Genomic DNA, 18,628 nt, shown 5'->3' with positions numbered 1-18,628 from the left:
CGCGGCGCCGCGCGGGCCTCGGTCCCGGGTCGGCCGCGGTCAGGCCCTCTTCTTGTGGTCGAACCAGATCGTGGCCAGCGTGGGCAGGAGGCCGGCCCAGAAGAGGATCTGCGGCACGGTGCGCTCCGTCCACGGCACCTGCGAGATCAGCAGCGAGCAGAGCATGGCCCAGCCCGCCTGGGCGATGACGACGCGGGCCCACCGGCCGCGGCGGGCCAGGGACCACACGGTCAGCCGGACCCCGGTGCGCAGCCCGCGGTAGCGGCGCCAGGCGACGAAGCCCCAGAGAGCGGCCATGGGGACGAGCGCCCAGAGCCGGTTGCCGAGCGGCACCGGCAGCTCCCTCGGCGCCTCGCCGTCCTGGGGAAACAGGTCGACCATGACGCCCGCGGCCGCCACGCAGACCAGGGCCAGCCAGCGGACCCCGCGCAGCAGGCGGTAGGTGGCCTGGTCGAGGTCCTGCCGGAGGCCGGGGCTGTCGGGGACGACGGCGAGCGCGTCGGCGTACTTCTCCGCGGCCTGCGTGGCCGTGGTGCCCGGCTGGTGGGCCTCCTGCTCGGTCACCAGGAGGAGGGCCCTGGGGTTGGCGGGGTCGATCCGGAGCACCTCGCGCAACGCCCACCGGAACGTCTCGACGTCGTTTGCCGCGGCGGCCGCCGTCCACAGCGCCTCGTACCCCCGTACGTCCTCGGGGTCGAGCCGCACCGCCTCCCTGGCCAGGTGCAGGGCCTCCGCGTGGCGGTGCGGGTAGTACGCCAGGAGCTCGCCGAGCAGCGCGTGCACGGCGCCGCTCTGCGGCTCGACGCGGAGTGCCACCCGCAGCGACGCCTCCGCCTGCTGCCAGCGCGTCCCCTTGTCCAGGTGGTCCGCGCGCCGCAGCGCGTGGGCGCGCATGTGCAGCGCGCCGACGTCCTCGGGGGCTATCCGGAGCGCCTGGTCGAGCGCGGCGAGCGACTGTTCGGCGTTCCCCTCGGCCAGGTGGCAGCGGCCGAGCTTCACCCAGGCGCGGACGTCCTCGGTGTCCTCGGCGAGGTGGCCGGCCAGCATGCGGCGGGCCTGCTCGTACCGCTTCAGGTCGATGAGCGCGTCGGCCTGGTCGACGGCGGGGTGGAGGGTCACAGTTTGCGCCTCTTCTTCAGGTAGGCGAGCAGGTCGTCGTACATGCCGCCCTCGTTCGCGAACATCGCCACGTTGCGCGCGGCCGCGAACCACGGCTCGGTGGAGGGGACGACGGCCTTTGCCGCGCCGAGCAGGTCCTTCATGCCGATCAGCCGGACGGTGCCGGTGCGCGCCGAGTCGAGCAGCGCGGTCTCGGCCGCGGCCTCGCACACATGGGCCAGGTCGGCGCCCGAGAGGCCCTCGGTGGCCTTGGCGAGCCGGCCCAGGTCGACGTTCTCGATGGGCCGGTCGCGCAGGTGGTAGCGGAGGATCGCCTCGCGCGCGGGCGCGTCGGGCGGCAGCACGAGGAGGGTGCGGTCGAGGCGGCCGGGGCGGCGCAGGGCGATGTCCACGTCCCAGGGGACGTTGGTGGCCGCCAGGACGAAGACCCCCTCGTTGGTCGCGGCGTGGACGCCGTCCAGCTCCGTGAGCAGCTGGTTGACGGTGGTGCGCAGGCCGCTGTGCTGGACGCGGCCACGCTTGGCGCCGAGGGCGTCCAGCTCGTCGAGGAAGACGACACAGGGGGCTTGCCGGCGGGCGGTGGCGAAGACCTCGTGCATGTTGCGCTCGGAGTTGCCGATCCACATGTCGAGGACGTCGTTGATGGACACCGACAGGAACGCGGCGCCCAGTTCGCCGGCCACCGCGCGGGCGATGAACGTCTTGCCGCACCCGGGCGGGCCGTACATCAGCAGCCCGCCGCGCAGGCTCTTGCCGTACAGCCGGCGCAGTTCGGGGTTGCGCATGGGGGCGAGGAAGGCGGCCTCCAGCCGGTCCTTGACCTGCTGCATGCCGCCGACGTCCGCCAGGCGTATGACGCCGGGCGCGGCCACGTCCCGGGCCGGGGCGGCCCCCGGGTCTCCGCCGCAGTCGACGGCGAGCGGGGCCTCGACGTATCGAGGCGGCACCACGTCGCCGACCTCGTCCTCGGCGGCCCGCCAGTCGAAGCCACCGCGGGGCCGGTCGGGCGCGGCGGACTCCGACCCACCGGGCGCCGCGGACCGCGAAGGCGGCACGGGTGGCGCGGGCGGCGCCTGCCGCGAGGACTCGGCGGGCAGCACGGGCTGCGCCGGCTCCGTGCGCTGGGCGGGTGGCGTGGGCTGCGCGGGCGCCGCGGCGGGCGCTCCCATGGCACGGGCCATCAGCTCCCGGCCGTGCGGGTCCCCGGGCGCGTGCTGGAGCGCGACGGCCACCTCCACCACGGCCGCGTCGTGCCGCCCGGCGTCCAGCAGGAGTTCCGCGAGGTGCAGCCGCAGCGGCACATCACCGGGCGCGGCGGCGACGGCCGTGCGAAGGCTCTGGATCAGGGGCGGTTCCTCGGACATGGCCGACACTCTACGTAGCCGCCTTCGGTGTCCGGTCACCCTCCCCCGCCTTGTCCGCGCCACGCCTGACGGGGCGTCCGGCGACGGTCAGGACCAGGCGCGGGAGGACCGGGTACGCCAGTACGTCTCGGCCGGCTCGGCCAGCTCCGCGAGGGCGGCGAGGTGTCGTTCGGTCAGGGTCAGGGAGGCGGCGGTGGCGTTGGAGGTCAGCTGGGTCTCGGTGGCGGCCCCGGAGAGGACCACGTCCGTCCAGGGCTGGTGGAACGCCGCGGCCAGCGCGACCGCGTCGGTGCCGGCGTCCAGCTCGGCGGCGATCCGGCGCAGCGTCTCGGGGGCCTCCGCGCCGACCAGGCGCCCGTTGGCCACCCCCTCCTTGACGACGACCAGCCAGCCGGCGGCATGGGCTTCGGCGAGCGCCGGCGCGACGGACGGTTCGAGGGGGTTCCAGGTGGACTGCACGGAGCTGAACAGCGGCGCCCCGTCCACGGTCACCTCCAGCGCGGCGCGGAGGGCGTCGGCCTGCCGGGGGCCGCTGGTGGAGATGCCGATGCGCACGCCCTCCGCGGCGAGCTCGGCCAGGGCGCGGTGCAGGGCGGTGTCGGTGAGCGCGGGGCTGTCCGGGGTGAGCGAGTGGATCCGGTAGATGTCCAGGCGGTCGCCGAGGAGGGCCCTGGTCTCCTCGCGCTGTCGCAGGAAGGCGGCGAGACTGTGATCCTTGACCTCGTGCTTGTCCGCGGTCAACGACCAGCCGCCGGTGTACGTGTATCCCCACTTGCTGGCGACGAACAGGTCCCTCGGCACCTCTGGGCGCTCCCGAAGCCAGTCCGCCACGAACTCCTCTGACCGGCCGTAGGAACGGGCCACGTCGATGTGGCGCACGCCGAGGCGGCAGGCGAGGTCCAGCAGATCGTGACAGCGCCGGCGCAGGGCGTCCGGGGAGCGGTCGGGGAGATCCGCGGCGCGGCCGCCGGTGATGTAGGCGGGCCTGCCGACGGCTGCGAGGCCGAGGCCGAGTGTGGGCATGGGACGTCGGTCCCTTTCGTCGGTGGCGGTACCGGGGCGGGCCGTCGCACCGCTTCCGCGGTGACGGGCCCGCCCCAGTATGGAGCGGTGTGCGGCCGCCGGGCCGGAGCCTGACGGCCCGTGGGGCTACGGTCACGGGCCGCCGGGCGTTCCCGGCTCAGTGCAGGGTGATGTACCCCGGCGCCGGCAGCCGCGTGGCCATGGTCGGCTCGTGGACGTCGGCGATCGCGACGAAGAGGAGGGCGACGGCGAGGGCGCCGGGGTCCGGGACGCCGATGGCGTGGTCGCCGACGTAGCTGGCGCGGCCGCGCCGGGGGCGCAGGGAGGCGGTGGCCAGGGCGCCGCGGATGGCGGCCTGCGCCGCCTCGGTGAAGGGCGCCTCGACGGACTCCTCCCGGGTGGTGTCGGCCAGCGCCTCGGCGGTGGGCGCGAGGGCGTCGACCAGGGTGCAGTCGCCGGGGTTGGCGCCGCCGACCCGGTGTACGGCGGCGAGCCCGGCCGCGACGGCCCCGGCCAGCGCCTCGCGGGAGGGCGCCTCGTCGCCCGCCGGCGACACCGAGGCGAGGTGCTGGAAGAGCAGCCCGAACAGGGGGCCGCTGGTGCCGCCGACGTCGTTGAGGAACGCCTCGGCGAGGGCGTCCAGGCCGTCGCCTCCGTCCTCGTCGGCCAGCTTCACGGCGCGTCGTACGCCGCCGGCGAGGTTGTCCCCGAAGTCGCCGTCGCCCACGAGCTGGTCGAGCCGGGTGAGGTTGTCGCGCACCTGGGTGACGATGAGCGCGAAGCGGTCGAGGACCGCCCGGCCGCCTTCGGCGCGCGGAGCGGCCGCGCGGGTGACGGTCTGCCGGGGCGCGGCCGGCGGGGTGGCCTGGTCCGCGGCGAGGGTGAGGTTCGGCAGGACCAGCGGGGTCTCGGTGGGGGCGGTCCACAGCTCGGCCCAGCCCTCCTCCAGCCGGGTGAGGGTGAGCGAGAACCCCGACATGTCCAGCGCGGCGGTGTACGTGCCGGGCACGATGGCCACCGGCCGCAGGTCCCGGGCCAGCAGTTGCTCGTTGAGCAGGGTGCCGATGGCGTGGAGCTCCAGGCTGGTCGTGGCGCCGAGCCCGTTGACCACCGCGAGCACCTCGGCGGGCCCGGCGGGCAGCGCGTCGAGGAGGTCGTCGGTCATCCGCCGGACCAGCTCGTCGATCGGCGGGTGGGCGATGGTGCGGGTGCCGCGCTCGCCGTGGATGCCCACCCCGTAGTCGAGGGTGCCGGGGTTCAGGGTGAACGCCGGGTTCCCGGTCGTCGGCGAGGTCTGGGCGCGGGCGGCGACGGCGATGCTGCGGGACCGGGCCACGATCTCGGCGCCGAGGGCGGCGAGCTCCTCCAGCGAGGCGCCCTGGTCGGCGGCGGCGCCGAGCAGCTTCTCCACCACCACGGTGGCAGCGGTGCCGCGACGGCCGGTCGCGCTGTCGGCGGCGTCGGTGGACAGGTCGTCGTCGACGAGGACCGTGGCGACGGGGATCCCGTCGTGCCGGAGCCGCTCGGCGGCGATCTGAAAGTTGATCACGTCGCCGGTGTAGTTCTTGACGATGAGCAGGACGCCGTCGGGGCCGGCGGCCGCCACGCTCGCCTCGTAGATCTGGCGGTTGTGCGGGGAGGCGAAGATCTCGCCGGGACAGACGGCGTCCAGGCCGCCGCGCCCGAGGAGCCCGGTGTGCAGGGGCTCGTGGCCGGAGCCGCCGCCGGAGACCAGGCCGACCCTGCGGTCCGGGTGCGGCGCCCGGGCCCGCAGGTAGAGCGGTCCGGTGTGCACCTCGACCATGCCGGGGTGCGCGAGGGCCAGACCGCGGGCGGCGGTCAGGACGGGGTCGGTCTCCGGCAGGAAGTAGCTCATCGAGGGACTCCGTGGTGGTGCGTGCGGAAGGGACGGGCGTGGGGGTGTCCCACGACGGCGCGGGTGCGGCGTGGGGTCCCCCGGAACGGCGTGTCCGACGCCGTGGGGTGTCCCACGCCGCGGTGTGTCCACGTCGCGGGGTGTCCCACCATGAACGCCCCGCACTTCCCAAGATCGGCACGCTTCGGTTCCGGTACTCCGGAGTTCCGGTCGCGGGGCGCGTGTGCGATGCTGCCACCTGCGCCGGATCGGGGGTGCACCCGCGCGGCGCACCCCAGGGTTCACCGCTCGACAGCTCCATCTTTGCGAGGTCTTTACGTTGGCGGACGTGCGACGCGAGGACCTCGGCCGGATGCTGCGCGGCTGGCGCAGGGCCCGCGACCCGCGGCTGATCCCCGCCCCGGTCCCCTCGCGGGGCCACCGGACCTACCTCACCCAGCTGGACATGGCGCTGCTGCTGGGCGTCTCCGAGCGCTGGTACCGCGCCCTGGAGAAGGGGGAGGACCGCCGGTACGGGGCGGAGATGATCGCCGGCATCGTACGGATCCTGGACCTCGACGCGCGGCAGGCCGCGGTGCTCTTCCGAGGCACCGGACATCGGCCGCCGCAGCACCCCCAGACCGCCGCGCGCCCCTCCCCCGCCCTGCTGGAGCTGATGCACCAGCAGCGCTGCGTGAGCTACCTGGCCGACCAGGCGTGGGACGTCGTCGGCGCCAACGCCATCGCCGCCCGCCACTGCCCCTGGCTGGTCCGCCCCGGGGCCAACGTGATGACCTGGGCCTTCTCCCCCGAGGCCCGCTACCAGCTGCGCGACTGGGAGCGCAGCTGGGCCGCCCCGCTGCTCGACCGGCTCCGCCTCGCCTGGCAGCGCTGGCCGGACAACGACCGGCTGGACGAGGTGGTCCGGGCGGTGCGCGGCGCTCCCGGCGTACGTGAGCTCTGGGACACCCACGCCCCCGCCCGCCTCTCCGACGACGACCTCTCCGACGACGCGCCGCGGCCCGTGTACTTCCCCCTCGTCGCCCCCGACCCCATCGACGTCCGCGTCACGGCCCTCGCCCCGTACGACGACCGGTCCCTGCGCTGGGTCATGATCTCCGCGGTGGACCCCGGCGTCACCTTCCCGTGAAAGCGGCCCGCCGCGCCGGGCGGGCCCGCACGCTCAGCCCGGCGTCAGCAGCGCCTCCGCCGCGGCCTCGGCGATCGCGGCCGCCGCGACGGCCAGGGCGGGAGAGTCGAGCTTCCACTGCTGCCAGAAGAGGGGGACGTCGAGCGGGCGGTCCGGGGCGAGGAGGGTGAGGGCCCCGGAGCGGAGCAGTGGGACGGCCTGCGGTTCGGGGACCAGGCCCCACCCGAGGCCGGCGACGACGGCGTCGCAGTACCCCTCCGAGGTGGGGATGTGATGGCGGGCGCGGCTGGCGCCGGTGCCGTCGCCGGTGAGGGAGCGGACGAACGCGTCCTGGAGGTCGTCGCGGCGGTCGAAGACGATGACCGGCGCCTCCCGCAGGTCGCGCTCCAGCGGCCCGGTCAGATGACGGGCCGCGAAGCCGGGGTCGGCCACCGGGAGGTAGCGGGCGAGGCCGAGACGGCGCACCGTGCAGCCGGCCACCGGGTCGGGCGACGAGGTGACCGCGGCCATCACCTTCCCCTCGCGCAGCAGCGCGGTGGTGTGGGTCTCGTCCTCGCGGTGCAGCTCGAAGCAGATCGGGGGGTCCTGGGGCACCCGGGCCAGCGCCGGCAGGAACCAGGTGGCGAGGGAGTCCGCGTTCACCGCGATGGGCAGCCGTGCCGGGCCACGGTCGTCGGCGATGCCCAGTTCGGCGCGCGCGTCGCGCTCCAGGCGGGCCAGCTGGCGTGCGAAGCGCACGACGACCTCGCCCGACTCGGTGGGGCGCACCGGCTTGGTGCGCATCAGCAGCACTCGTCCGGTGCGCTGCTCCAGCGCCTTGACGCGCTGGCTGACCGCCGAGGGCGTCACATGCAAGGCGGCCGCCGCCGCGTCGAAAGTGCCTTCGTCCACCGCCGCGAGCAGCGTCCGGACCTGCTCAAGGGGAAGCTCTTCCATCACGAACGCTAAGGATACGTTAGAAACTTTAGCTGTACTGAATACTTGCTGATCCATAACGTCGGTGGCATGACCCAAGGCATCTTCCCGGCGGCGGCCGCCGGATTCGGCACCGGACTCTCCCTGATCGTGGCCATCGGCGCGCAGAACGCCTTCGTGCTGCGCCAGGGGGCGCGTCGCCAGGCCGTCCTCGCGGTGGTCGGCATCTGTGCCGTCTCCGACGCGGTACTCATCGCGCTCGGCGTCGCCGGCGTGGGGAGCGTCGTCACCGCGTGGCCGGCGGCCATCACGGCGGTCGGCCTGGCCGGCGGAGCCTTCCTCCTCTGCTACGGGGCGCTCGCCGCACGCCGCGTGCTGCGGCCCACGCCCGACGCGAGTCTCTCGGCGGGGGGCGACGCGGCCGGTTCCGTCGGGAAGGCCGTGCTGACCTGTCTGGTCATGACCTGGCTCAACCCGCATGTCTACCTGGACACCGTGCTCCTGCTCGGCTCCGTCGCCTCCCACCACGGATCCCTGCGGTGGGCCTTCGGAGTCGGCGCCGCCGTCGCGAGCCTGGCCTGGTTCAGCTCGCTCGGCTACGGGGCCCGGCTGCTCAGCGGCGTGCTGGCGCGCCCCGCCGCCTGGCGGGTGCTGGACGGCGTGGTCGCCGCCACCATGATCACGATGGGCGCGATGCTGGTGCTGGGGGCCTGACACCGTGGGCGCGGGGCCTCTCGGCGCCCGTCACCGTGGGCGCGGGACGCCTCGGCGCCCGGTCGGGAAATCGCTTGCCGGGGCGCGTGATCTCCAGCACGCTGGCGGATGGCCGGGCGGCCGGGGGAACCACGGCACCGCGCGGGGGAAGCACCTGTACGGGTGGCCTGTACGCGGGTGGCCTGTACGGGTTGCCTGTACGAGTGAAGGGGTGGCCAGCGCCATGTTCGACGACCTCGATCCGGAGACGCTCCGCCGACGCACCGGTCTGAAGTGGGCCGCGGCCGCCCCCGGGGTGCTCCCGGCCTGGATAGCGGACATGGACTTCCCCGTCGCGGATCCGGTGCGAGAGGTGCTGCGTCGCGGCGCGGAGGGCGACCTCGGCTATCCGGAGTGGGACGACCGGCCGGGGGCGAACCCGCTGCGGGAGCTGTTCACCGAGCGGATGCGGCAGCGGTACGACGTCGCCCTCGACCCCGCGCACGTCCGGGTGTTCACCGAGCTGATCCAGACGCTCCAGGCCGTTCTGCACGTCGCCACCCGACCGGGCGACGCCGTGGCGATGCACACGCCCGCGTACCCCCCGTTCCTGAAGACGCTCGCGGACATGGACCGGCGGCTGGTCCCCCTCCCCATGCTCGACGGGGCGGACGGCTGGTCCTTCGACGTCGACCGCCTCGCCGCGGACGTGGCCGAGCACGGCTGCCGGGCGATCGTGCTGGTCAACCCGCACAACCCCACCGGCCGCGCGCTGACGCGCGAGGAGCTTTCCGCGATCGCCGAGATCGCCGAACGGCACGACCTGCTGGTGATCTCCGACGAGATCCACGGGGAGCTCGTCCACGCCCCGGCGCGGCACATCCCGTTCACCTCGCTGGGCGAGGACGTCGCCGCCCGCACCGTCACGCTGACCTCCGCCAGCAAGGCGTTCAACCTCGCCGGGCTGCGCTGCTCGGTGGCCCACATCGGCCATGCCGGAGTCCGCCGGGCGCTGGACGCCCTGCCTCCGCTGCTGTTCGGCGAGGTGAGCTCGCTCAGCGTGCTCGCCACCGCGGCGGCCTGGCGACACGGCGACGACTGGCTGGCCGAGGTGCTCGCGACGCTCGACCGCAACCGCCTGCTGCTCGCCGAGTCGCTGCCGCAGGGGGTCCGTCACCACACCCCCGAGGCGACCTACCTCGCCTGGCTGGACTGCCGTGGCCTGGGCCTGGGCCAGGACCCGGCCGCCTTCTTCCTCGACCGCGCCGGGGTCATGCTCAACAGCGGCCTCGACTTCGGGCCCGGCGGCGAGGGGTTCGCCCGGCTGAACTTCGCCACCTCCGGTCCGGTCCTCGAGGAGATCCTGCGCCGGCTGCGCGCCGCGGTCCACGCGTGACGGGACCGTCCAGGAGGATCCGTCCCCTGGGCGATGAGTGGAACCCTGTACTCCGAAGAGGCAGGCTGTACGCATGCGGTGGCTCTCCCGCGCTTCCCCGCAAGCGGTAGCAGGCGGTCACAGTCCGTTCCTGTACGCGCTCGCGCACTGCCTGCCGTTCGCGCTCGCACTGGTCGTCATCGTGATCGAGCTCACCCCCGCGCACTTCATCTACACCGGCCCCCTGCTGACGGCGACGCCGGCGCTGGCCGCCGTGACGATGGGTCCGAAGGGCACTCTCGCGGCGGCCTGCGTGGCGGTGGGGGTGAGCATCACCACGGCCACCTACAACCAGGCCTGGGGCAGCCAGCAGGTCTACACCAACTTCCTCGCCATCATGCTGGTCTCCGTGGCCAGCGTCATGACCAGCAGCGCCACCCGCGCCCGTAGGGAGAGCGAGCTCAACCAGGTGCGCCGGATCGCCGTGGCGGCGCAACGGGTCCTGCTGCGCCCCGTGCCGTCCCGGCTGGGCCCGGTGCGGGTGGCGAGCATGTATCTCGCCGCCGAGACCGGCGCCCAGATCGGCGGCGATCTGTACGAGGCGGTGCAGACCCGGTACGGGGTCCGGATGATCGTGGGCGACGTACGCGGCAAAGGATTGCCCGCCGTACGTCTGGCCGCGGCGGTCCTGGGCGCGTTCCGGGAGGCCGTGCACTACGAGGACGACCTGGTGGAGGTCATGAACCACTGCGCGGAGGCGCTCCGCCGCGAGTGCGCCGCGCCGAGGACCGGCCAGGACGACACGGAGGTGCCGATGGAGGACTTCGTGACCGCGGTGGTGGCGGAGCTGCCCGACGGCCCCACGGTCCACCTGGTCAACCGCGGCCACCCGGCCCCGCTGCTGCTGCGCCAGGGCAGGGTGCGGGCCCTGGCGCCCACCACGCCGATGCCGCCGCTCGGCATGGAGGACCTCGTCGTCGGCGCTCCCGGCGTGCGGGAGAGCTTCCCCTTCGCCCCCGGCGACCGGCTGCTGCTGCACACCGACGGCGTGATCGAGGCCCGCAACCACGACAACGACTTCTTCGCCCTCCCCCAGGCCATGGAGGCGGCGCACGGCCGCACCCCGCCGGAGTTCCTGGACGAGCTGCACCAGGAGCTGATCCGTCACACCCACGGCCAGTTGTCGGACGACGTGGCGATGATCCTCGTCGACCGGCTCAACCGCGCGGAGTCCGAGGTCGCCGACGGCACGGAGGCGACGGACATCGACGGCAGGGAGACTGCGTACGTCGACGGCGCAGAGGCCAGGGACGCCGCCGGGACGAAGGCGTCAGACCCTGAGCGCCCCGACGGACGTCGGTGTCAGCCCTCGCCCGGGGGAACGGGTGCGATGACCGCGAAGGGCGCCCCCTGGGAGTCCTTCACCACGGCCATGCGTCCGGCGATCATGTCGAACGGGGCGCGGAGCACCTCCCCGCCGTGCTCGGTCACCTTGGCCGCCGTCGCGTCGACGTCGTCGGTGGCGAAGTAGGTGAGCCAGTGCGCGGGGGTTCCGGCCGGGAGGCCCGGGTCGAGCCCCTGCATCCCGCCGACGGCGCGCCCGCCCACGTTGAGCGAGAAGTAACCCTCCGCGCCCTCCATGGCGGCGGACTCGATGCCGAAGACGGTGTCGTAGAAGGAGGAGGCCGCCTCCCGGTCGGTGGTGTTGAGCTCGTTCCACACCACCGCTCCCGGCTCGTTGACGATGCCGGCGCCGCCGAACTCGTTCGCCTGCCACACGCCGAAGACGGCCTGCGCAGGATCGGCCGCGATGAGCATCCGGCCGAGGGTCTGGACGTCCATGACGGGCATGAGCACGCTGCCGCCCGCGGCCTCGATCGCCTGCTGGGTGGCGACCGCGTCGGCGGAGGCGAGATAGGTGGTCCACACCGTCGGCGGCGGGGGCTGGTCGCCCATGGCGACCGCGGCCATGATCCCGGCCACCGGCTTTCCCCGGTACGCGCAGACCGAGTAGCCGCCGAACTCCTCGGGTCCGATCTCCGCGGTCCAGCCGAACACGGCGGCGTAGAAGTCGAGCGCCGCCTGCTGGTCGGGGGCGGCGAGATCGACCCAGCAGGGCGTCCCCGGCGGGTACGGTTCGGTGATCTCGGCCATCGGGACCTCCAGGTCTGGCTCTCTCGCCGTTACGGCCCCCGGCCCACTGTTTCGGCTCCCCGCACCCCCGGCAAGAGCGGCGCGCCGACCGGGTGACACGTCGCCGGTGTCCGGGGAGTCGCGGAATCGGATGCCGATCGGTGTCGCGGCGCGGAACCCGGGCCCCGTGACCGCATCGCGGGAACGCGGGACGTTTCCCGGCCGACTGGCAGGATGCCCACATGAACGATCATGATCTGCACGCCCTCCTGGAGGATCCGGCGGCCGTCCTGCGGGCCGACCGGGCCGCGCTGCGGAAGCGGCTGGCCGACGGCGAAGGCGGCGAAGGCGGCCCCGGGCGCGAGGTGTTCACGCAGGCCGAGGCGGTGTTCGGCCGTGCCGAGGTGGGGCGCGCCGAGTTCGCCTCCTGGCTGCACTTCGCCGCCACGGTGCTGGGCCACCACGCGTACGCCGAGGGTGTCGCCGCGGCCGAGCCGGGCCTGCCGTGGCGCACGGTGTGGGCGTGGTGGCGCCCGGTCGGCGCCTACGAGGCGACGCCCAACCTCAGCGGCGACCGCTCGGTCGAGGTCTTCGACCGGCAGGGTCGGGGGCTGGTGAAGGTGTGGGCGATGTGGTGCGAGGACGCGTGGTTCGACCTGGCCACCGGGCAGCGTCACGCCGCCCCGCCCGAGGAGGAGGCGGAGCCACGGCCGTACGCGGACCCCGAGGAGGACTGGCTGTTCAACGAGGACCCGGAGGGGTGGGCGCTGCACTGCCCGGGCACCTGGGAGGAGCCCACGCCGCTCGGTGCGGGCCGCTACCTGATCCACGAGCCGCGCGGGGTGGTGGTGGTCGAGCGGAACGAGGCGGCGCTCGCCTCGTGGCCCACGGGCGGCGCGGACTCCTCCTCGTGGGAGTCGGCCGTGGACGAGCCGTGGTTCGCGCCCGGCACGCGCGGCGACGGGCCGCCGACCGCGGCCCGACTGGACGCGCTCCAGGGCCCCGACTGGGTGACCCGGATCCCCCGGGAGGAGCTTCCGGAGGCCCTGGAGCACCCGGCCACCCGCGCCTTCCTGAGCGAGGTCGGCCTGCCGCGGCACTGGGCCGCCGGGGTCACCTCCTTCGCGGTCGCCGAGAAGCCGCTGCTGCCGCTGTCCGCCGCCATACCCGAGGCGGCCGACGAGACGGACGCGGACGCCGACGCGCCGAACGCGGATGACCTGCTGCACCTGGGCGAGTTCGAGTTCGGCTACGGCGACGACGGTCCGGTCTTCGTCCACCGTGTCACGGGCGTGGTGTACGTGCGGCGCGAGGACGACGCGCCCGAGCCGGGGCCGTACCCGCTCTTTCCGCTCTCCCGCGACGTGGAGGCGTTCGTCGGGTTCCTGGAGGGCGTACGCCGCCGCATGGGCGCCTGCTGGGACTCGTACCCCAACGAGTCCGGAACGGGGGCCTTCCTCGGCGCCATGGAGCGGCGGGACTCCGCGGCCCTGACGGACGGGACGCCGGCGGCGCGCGTCTGGGAGCACGTCTTCGCGTCCATCACCGAGCTGAGCGTCTGGGGGTACTGACCGCCGACGCCGCGACGGCACCCGTCGAGGCGCCCGCCGGCATCCGCCAAGGCGCCCGGCGAGTGCGGCACGGTGGGCGCCCAAGGCACCTGACGGGTACGACAGATGGGCGCCGGGCGCCCCGAGGCGCACGGCGGGCGGCAGGGTGGGCACCAAAGGGGATTACCTGCTGGTAACTTCATCGAAGTTGATCATTTCGCCTCGATGGCGTGTCGCCGCCTCAAGGGCGTGACGCCGCCTCGATGACGACAACTCGATAAGGACACCCCCCTTGGCCCGTACCCGGCTCAGCCGCATGCACCGACTCCTGGGAACCGCGGCGGTCTCCGCCCTCGCCGTCGCCCTGCTGCCCTCCACCCCGGCGACCGCCGACTCGCCCGCCACCCCGGCGACCGCCGACTCGCCCACCACCCCGCACCTCGACGCGGTCGAGCGGATCCTGCGCGAGGTCTCCCCGGGGCTCGAAGGCCAGGTCTGGGAGCGGACCGGCGGCAACACGCTCGACGCCACCGCCGACAACCCCGCCGACTGGCTGCTCCAGACCCCCGACTGCTGGGGCGACGCGCGCTGCGCCGAACGCCCCGGCGCCGAGCGGCTGCTGACGAAGATGACCGAGAACATCGCCGCGGCCACCCACACCGTCGACATATCCACCCTGGCGCCCTTCCCCAACGGAGGGTTCCAGGACGCGATCGTGGCGGGCCTCAAGAAGGCGACGGCGTCCGGCAACAAGCTCACGGTGCGCGTCCTGGTGGGCGCCGCGCCGGTCTACCACTCGACCGTGTTCCCGTCGAAGTACCGCGACGAGCTGCTCGCCAAGCTCGGCCCCGCGGCCGACGACATCACCCTGAACGTCGCCTCGATGACGACCTCCAAGACCGCGTTCTCCTGGAACCACGCCAAGATCCTGGTGGTCGACGGCCGTTCGGCCATCACGGGCGGCATCAACGACTGGAAGGACGACTACCTCGACACCACCCACCCGGTGGCCGACGTCGACCTCGCGCTGACCGGCCCGGCCGCGGGCTCCGCGAGCCGGTACCTCGACCGGCTGTGGGGCTGGACCTGCCAGAACAAGGGCAACATCGCCAAGGTCTGGTTCGCCGCCTCCCCCGGCGCCGGCTGCGTCCCGTCGCTGACGAAGGAGACCACCCCGGCGGCCGCGACCGGTGACGTGCCGGTGATCGCCGTCGGCGGCCTCGGGGTGGGCATCCAGGACTCCGACCCGTCCTCGACGTTCCGACCGCAGTTGCCGACCGCGTCGGACACCAAGTGCGTCGTGGGGCTGCCCGACAGGACCAACGCCGACCGCGACTACGACACGGTCAACCCCGAGGAGAGCGCGCTGCGCGCGCTGGTCGACAGCGCGGACAGCCACATCGAGATCTCCCAGCAGGACCTCAACGCCACCTGCCCGCCCCTGCCGCGGTACGACGTCCGGCTGTACGACGCCCTCGCGGCGAAGCTGGCCTCCGGGGTGAAGGTCCGGATCGTGGTGAGCGACCCGGCCAACCGCGGCGCGGTCGGCAGCGGCGGCTACTCGCAGATCAAGTCGCTGAACGAGATCAGCGACGTGCTGCGCAACCGCCTCACGCGGATCACCGGCGGACAGCAGCAGGCGAAGGCCGCCATGTGCGGCAACCTCCAGCTCGCGACGGCCCGCAGCGCGGACAGCGCCACCTGGGCCGACGGCAAGCCGTACGCCCAGCACCACAAGCTGGTCTCCGTGGACGGCTCGGCCTTCTACATCGGCTCCAAGAACCTCTACCCGTCCTGGCTGCAGGACTTCGGGTACATCGTGGAGAGCCCCGAGGCGGCCAAGCAGTTGGACGCACGGCTGCTGGCCCCGCAGTGGAAGTACTCGCAGGCGACGGCCACCTTCGACTACGCCCGCGGGATCTGCCAGGGCTGACCGACCCGCCCGCTCCCCTGACGGTGCGTCAACCCCGACGGCCGGGGGCGGGGGGCACCCCCCCCCCCCGGCCGTCGTTCCACACCTCGGACGCACCACATCATCACCATGGGCGGCGGATCGCGGCCCAGGCCGGGCTCAGCGCGTCAGCACTGCGGGCGCCGGCCGTGATTGGCCCCGCGCTTGCGCCGTTCCCTCTTCTTGCGACGCCGTTTCGAGGACATGCCGCCTCCTCTCCACCGGGACTTTCCATAAATCTATACCGCTTTCATGCGGTATGCCCGATGCGCACGGTCCGCCCGGTCGGTCCTCGGGGGCCATGCGAGCCACACTGGGAGGGAGGGAGCGGCGCCATGGACCACACCGGCCACCACACCAGCCACCACACCGGCGGAGCGACCGGCCCCGGCCACGACCCGCGCGGCGGTCAGGGCGGCCGGGGCGGCGACGGCGGACACCACCCGGGCGGCGCCTCCTGGGGCCTCGCCGCCCGCGCGACGCTGCACTGCCTGACCGGCTGCGCGACCGGCGAGATCCTCGGCATGGTGATCGGCACGGCGCTGCGCTGGGGCAACGTTCCCACCATGGCCCTCGCCATCTTCCTGGCCTTCGTCCTCGGCTACTCCCTCACCCTCGTGGCGGCCCTCCGAGCGGGCCTGGGACCCGGGCCGGCCGTGAAGGTGGCGCTGGCCGCCGACACCGTCTCCATCGTCGTGATGGAGGCCGTGGACAACCTCATCATCGCCCTGACCCCCGGCGCGATGGACGCCCACCTGACCGACGGCCTGTTCTGGGCCGCCCTCCTGGGTGGCTTCGCCGTCGCCTTCGTCGTCACCACACCCGTGAACAAGTGGATGATCGGCCGCGGCAGGGGCCACGCCGTCGCTCACGACCTGCACTGACCGCGGCTCCACCCGGTGCCGTCTCAGCGGGCGTCCGGAGCGGGTGGGGCGGGTCGGGTGGCCGGCTGGTCGCCCAGGAGGTAGCGGGCGCCGGCGCCGCGGACCGACGCGGCGTCCTCCGGGTTGTACAGGCCGCACGCCCGCAGCGACAGACAGCCGCAGCCGACGCAACTGTTCAGCCTGCGCTTGAGGAGTTCCAACGCGGCGATCTGCTCGTCGATGCGACCGGTCCAGGCACGGGCGGCCCTGCCCCACTGGGTCGCGGTGGGCGCGCGGTCCTCCGGCAGCCGGGCGAGCGCCGCCCGCACCTCGTCCAGGGAGAGGCCGACCGTCTGGGCCGCGCGGATGAAGGCGACCCGGCGCAGCGTCGCGCGGGGGAAGCGGCGCTGCCCGCCCGCCGTGCGTTCGGCGCCGATCAGCCCGAGCTCCTCGTAGTAGCGCAGTGCGGAGGTGGCCAGACCGCTGCGGGCGGCGAGTTCCCCGATGGTGAGCATGTCGTGCTTCGAGGCCCTGGCGGACGTCGACGACCGCGGCGGCGTCGAGGACCGCGGAGCTGCCGGGGACTTCGAGGACCGCGGAGCTCCCGGGGTCGACGGCTGTGACGACCGCGAGGACCGCGAGGACTGCGAGGACTTCGGAATCTGCGAGGTCATGCCCGTGATCGTAGCGCTTGACTTCAAGCCGACTTGAAGTTGCAGGCTTGTCCCATGACCACCACGACGACTGGTACGGCCACCTCCTACGGCTTCGCCGAACTCCCCGGCCTGATGAGCCTGATGACCGGCGACGAGAAGCACGGGCCCGCCGCGACCTCCACCCTGGACGCGCTCTGGGTGCTGTACGACCGGGTGCTGCGGGTTACCCCGGAGACCGCGGAGGCCCCCGATCGGGACCGCTTCCTGCTCTCCAAGGGGCACGGCCCGATGGCGTACTACGCGGTCCTCGCGGCCAAGGGGTTCTTCCCCGTCTCGCTGCTCTCCGGCTTCGGCACGTATGACTCGCCGCTCGGACACCACCCGGACCGGACCCTGGTGCCCGGCGCCGAGATCGGCAGCGGCTCACTCGGGCACGGGCTCCCGCTCGCGGTCGGCACCGCGCTCGGGCTGCGCGCGCAGGGGCGCCGCGACCCCCACGTCTGGGTGCTGGTCGGGGACGCCGAACTGGACGAGGGCAGCAACCACGAGGCGATGGCCTTCGCCGGCGCCACCGGGATCGAGCAGCTCCACGCCCTCGTCATCGACAACGCCTCGGCCACCCACGGCTGGCCCGGCGGCATCGCCTCCCGCTTCGCCGCGCAGGGCTGGTCCACCGCGACCGTCGACGGTCGCGACCACGACGCCCTGCACGCCGCCTACACCGCCCCGCACCCCGGACGCCCGCACGTTGTCGTCGCGCGCGTCGAGCCCAAGGTCGGCCACCGCGAGCCCAAGGTGGCGTAAGCCCTTCGCATCACACCGCACCTCCCCGCGCCACATCGCACCGCACCGCGCCCCATCGCACCGCATCGCATCGCACCGCATCCGAGAGGACCCACCCGTGGACACCATGCGCGAACGCTTCGCCGCCGTCACCTCCCGCCTCCTCGACGACGACCCCCGGCTCGCCGTGGTCCTCGCCGACATCGGCGTCGACGGCTTCGCGGAGGCGGCCCGCACCCACCCCGACCGGGTGATCAACGTGGGCATCCGGGAGCAGCTCCTCGTCGGGGTCGGCGGCGGGCTCGCCCTGACCGGGCTGCGACCGATCGTCCACACCTTCGCCAGCTTCCTGGTCGAGCGGCCCTTCGAGCAGATCAAGCTGGACTTCGGCCACCAGGGCGCCACCGGAGTGCTGGTCAGCGCGGGCGGCTCGTACGACTGGCCGGCCGGCGGGCTCACCCACATGTCCCCCGGCGACATCGCGCTGCTGGATACCCTCGACGGCTGGGAGGTCCATGTGCCCGGCCATCCCGACGAGGCCGAGGCGCTGCTGCGGCACACCGCCGCCGGCGACGGACTGGCCTACGTACGGCTGTCGGCCCACGTCAACGAGGCGGCCCTGCCGATCACTCCGGGGCGGTTCCACACGGTGCGCGAGGGGCGCGACGGCGTCGTCGTCGCGGTGGGCCCCCTGCTCGACAACGTCCTCGGGGCCGTCTCCGGTCTGGACGTCACCGTGCTGTACGCCACCACCGTCCGGCCCTTCGACGCCCGTACGCTGCACGCCGCCGTGCGGGCGCAGCTCCCCGACGGCGGCGGCACCGGGTCGGCGGACGTCGTGCTCGTCGAGCCCTACCTGGCCGGCACCTCCACCGCCGCCGCGAACGACGCCCTCGCCGATGTGCCGCACCGCGTGCTCGGCCTCGGCATCGACCGCCGTGAGCTGCGCCGCTACGGCACGGTGGAAGAGCACCTCGCGGGTCAGGGCCTGGACCCGGCCACCCTGCGGGAGCGCATCACCGGCTTCCTTCCGACGCGGGTGCGCTGACCTCGCGCGCGCCCGCGTCCGCGGCGGCGCCCTCACCCGTGGCGGGCGATGCGCGACCGGGCCCGTCGGGTGTGCGATGCGGAACGAGACGGCATGGGGGAGGGCCAAGCCGGAACGAGCCGGAACGACGGGGGTACGGGGCGGGACGAG

Annotated in this window: 16 protein-coding genes and 1 pseudogene; 10 read left to right on the top strand and 7 right to left on the bottom strand. The window is 74.0% G+C overall.

Annotated elements, in window-relative coordinates; genetic code table 11:
- Positions 1 to 39: 39 nt before the first annotated feature.
- The 4 genes from LRS74_RS29025 to LRS74_RS29010 all read right to left on the bottom strand — a co-directional run bounded on the left by LRS74_RS29025 (position 40) and on the right by LRS74_RS29010 (position 5,382).
- Positions 40 to 1,119, bottom strand: a complete 1,080-nt coding sequence (locus tag LRS74_RS29025) for a tetratricopeptide repeat protein (protein ID WP_277743761.1) — start codon at positions 1,117 to 1,119, stop codon at positions 40 to 42.
- The gene (locus LRS74_RS29020) at positions 1,116 to 2,483 is read right to left on the bottom strand and encodes an ATP-binding protein (protein WP_277743760.1); all 1,368 of its coding nucleotides are present in this window, start codon (positions 2,481 to 2,483) and stop codon (positions 1,116 to 1,118) included. Before LRS74_RS29020 ends, LRS74_RS29025 begins: the two co-directional genes overlap by 4 nt.
- Positions 2,484 to 2,570: 87 nt before the next feature.
- Complete coding sequence (locus LRS74_RS29015; RefSeq protein WP_277743759.1) at positions 2,571 to 3,506, bottom strand: aldo/keto reductase; 936 nt, start codon at positions 3,504 to 3,506, stop codon at positions 2,571 to 2,573.
- A 157-nt stretch (positions 3,507 to 3,663) separates the two neighbouring features.
- Positions 3,664 to 5,382 carry a dihydroxyacetone kinase family protein gene (locus tag LRS74_RS29010; RefSeq protein ID WP_277743758.1) on the bottom strand — a complete coding sequence of 573 codons (1,719 nt, stop codon included), beginning with the start codon at positions 5,380 to 5,382 and terminating at the stop codon, positions 3,664 to 3,666.
- 328 nt (positions 5,383 to 5,710) lie between these two features.
- Between LRS74_RS29010 and LRS74_RS29005 the strand changes: the two genes are divergently transcribed.
- Positions 5,711 to 6,511 carry a hypothetical protein gene (locus tag LRS74_RS29005; protein ID WP_277743757.1) on the top strand — a complete coding sequence of 267 codons (801 nt, stop codon included), beginning with the start codon at positions 5,711 to 5,713 and terminating at the stop codon, positions 6,509 to 6,511.
- A gap of 33 nt (positions 6,512 to 6,544) precedes the next feature.
- On the opposite strand, the gene LRS74_RS29000 is transcribed toward LRS74_RS29005, so the two are convergent.
- Positions 6,545 to 7,447 carry a LysR family transcriptional regulator ArgP gene (locus tag LRS74_RS29000; protein WP_277744982.1) on the bottom strand — a complete coding sequence of 301 codons (903 nt, stop codon included), beginning with the start codon at positions 7,445 to 7,447 and terminating at the stop codon, positions 6,545 to 6,547.
- 69 nt (positions 7,448 to 7,516) lie between these two features.
- Here LRS74_RS29000 and LRS74_RS28995 point away from each other — a divergent pair, with 69 nt between their 5' ends.
- The 3 genes and pseudogenes from LRS74_RS28995 to LRS74_RS33685 all read left to right on the top strand — a co-directional run.
- Entirely contained in the window at positions 7,517 to 8,140 is a 624-nt protein-coding gene (locus tag LRS74_RS28995; protein WP_277743756.1) for a LysE/ArgO family amino acid transporter, read from the top strand.
- Between the two features lie 223 nt (positions 8,141 to 8,363).
- Positions 8,364 to 9,515, top strand: coding sequence for an aminotransferase class I/II-fold pyridoxal phosphate-dependent enzyme (locus LRS74_RS28990; RefSeq protein WP_277743755.1), 1,152 nt, complete (start codon positions 8,364 to 8,366; stop codon positions 9,513 to 9,515).
- A gap of 73 nt (positions 9,516 to 9,588) precedes the next feature.
- Positions 9,589 to 10,698, top strand: a pseudogene (locus tag LRS74_RS33685) (PP2C family protein-serine/threonine phosphatase); the annotation flags it as partial.
- A 158-nt stretch (positions 10,699 to 10,856) separates the two neighbouring features.
- Here the strand turns inward: LRS74_RS33685 and LRS74_RS28980 are convergent.
- Complete coding sequence (locus LRS74_RS28980) at positions 10,857 to 11,648, bottom strand: VOC family protein (RefSeq protein WP_277743754.1); 792 nt, start codon at positions 11,646 to 11,648, stop codon at positions 10,857 to 10,859.
- A gap of 221 nt (positions 11,649 to 11,869) precedes the next feature.
- Between LRS74_RS28980 and LRS74_RS28975 the strand changes: the two genes are divergently transcribed.
- The 3 genes from LRS74_RS28975 (at position 11,870) to LRS74_RS28965 (ending at position 16,012) form a co-directional block, all read left to right on the top strand.
- Positions 11,870 to 13,198: an SUKH-4 family immunity protein gene (locus tag LRS74_RS28975; RefSeq protein ID WP_277743753.1), complete on the top strand. Its 1,329-nt coding sequence runs from the start codon at positions 11,870 to 11,872 to the stop codon at positions 13,196 to 13,198.
- Positions 13,199 to 13,469: 271 nt separating this feature from the next.
- On the top strand, positions 13,470 to 15,110 hold the full coding sequence (locus tag LRS74_RS28970; RefSeq protein ID WP_277743752.1) for a phospholipase D-like domain-containing protein: 1,641 nt from the start codon (positions 13,470 to 13,472) through the stop codon (positions 15,108 to 15,110).
- Positions 15,111 to 15,463: 353 nt separating this feature from the next.
- Positions 15,464 to 16,012, top strand: a complete 549-nt coding sequence (locus LRS74_RS28965; RefSeq protein ID WP_277743751.1) for a DUF4396 domain-containing protein — start codon at positions 15,464 to 15,466, stop codon at positions 16,010 to 16,012.
- Between the two features lie 23 nt (positions 16,013 to 16,035).
- Here LRS74_RS28965 and soxR read toward each other — a convergent pair whose 3' ends face one another.
- Positions 16,036 to 16,506, bottom strand: a complete 471-nt coding sequence (gene soxR / locus LRS74_RS28960) for a redox-sensitive transcriptional activator SoxR (RefSeq protein ID WP_277743750.1) — start codon at positions 16,504 to 16,506, stop codon at positions 16,036 to 16,038.
- Here soxR and LRS74_RS28955 point away from each other — a divergent pair.
- The 3 genes from LRS74_RS28955 to LRS74_RS28945 all read left to right on the top strand — a co-directional run bounded on the left by LRS74_RS28955 (position 16,505) and on the right by LRS74_RS28945 (position 18,478).
- Positions 16,505 to 16,702, top strand: a complete 198-nt coding sequence (locus tag LRS74_RS28955) for a hypothetical protein (RefSeq protein ID WP_277743749.1) — start codon at positions 16,505 to 16,507, stop codon at positions 16,700 to 16,702. The genes soxR and LRS74_RS28955 overlap by 2 nt on opposite strands.
- Before the next feature lie 17 nt (positions 16,703 to 16,719).
- Positions 16,720 to 17,451 carry a transketolase gene (locus LRS74_RS28950; protein WP_277743748.1) on the top strand — a complete coding sequence of 244 codons (732 nt, stop codon included), beginning with the start codon at positions 16,720 to 16,722 and terminating at the stop codon, positions 17,449 to 17,451.
- Positions 17,452 to 17,548: 97 nt separating this feature from the next.
- The gene (locus LRS74_RS28945) at positions 17,549 to 18,478 is read left to right on the top strand and encodes a transketolase (RefSeq protein ID WP_277743747.1); all 930 of its coding nucleotides are present in this window, start codon (positions 17,549 to 17,551) and stop codon (positions 18,476 to 18,478) included.
- Positions 18,479 to 18,628: the final 150 nt, after the last annotated feature.

It is taken from the genome of Streptomyces sp. LX-29 (assembly GCF_029541745.1).
GTDB lineage: Bacteria > Actinomycetota > Actinomycetes > Streptomycetales > Streptomycetaceae > Streptomyces.
This window is presented reverse-complemented; position numbering and strand designations above follow the sequence as displayed.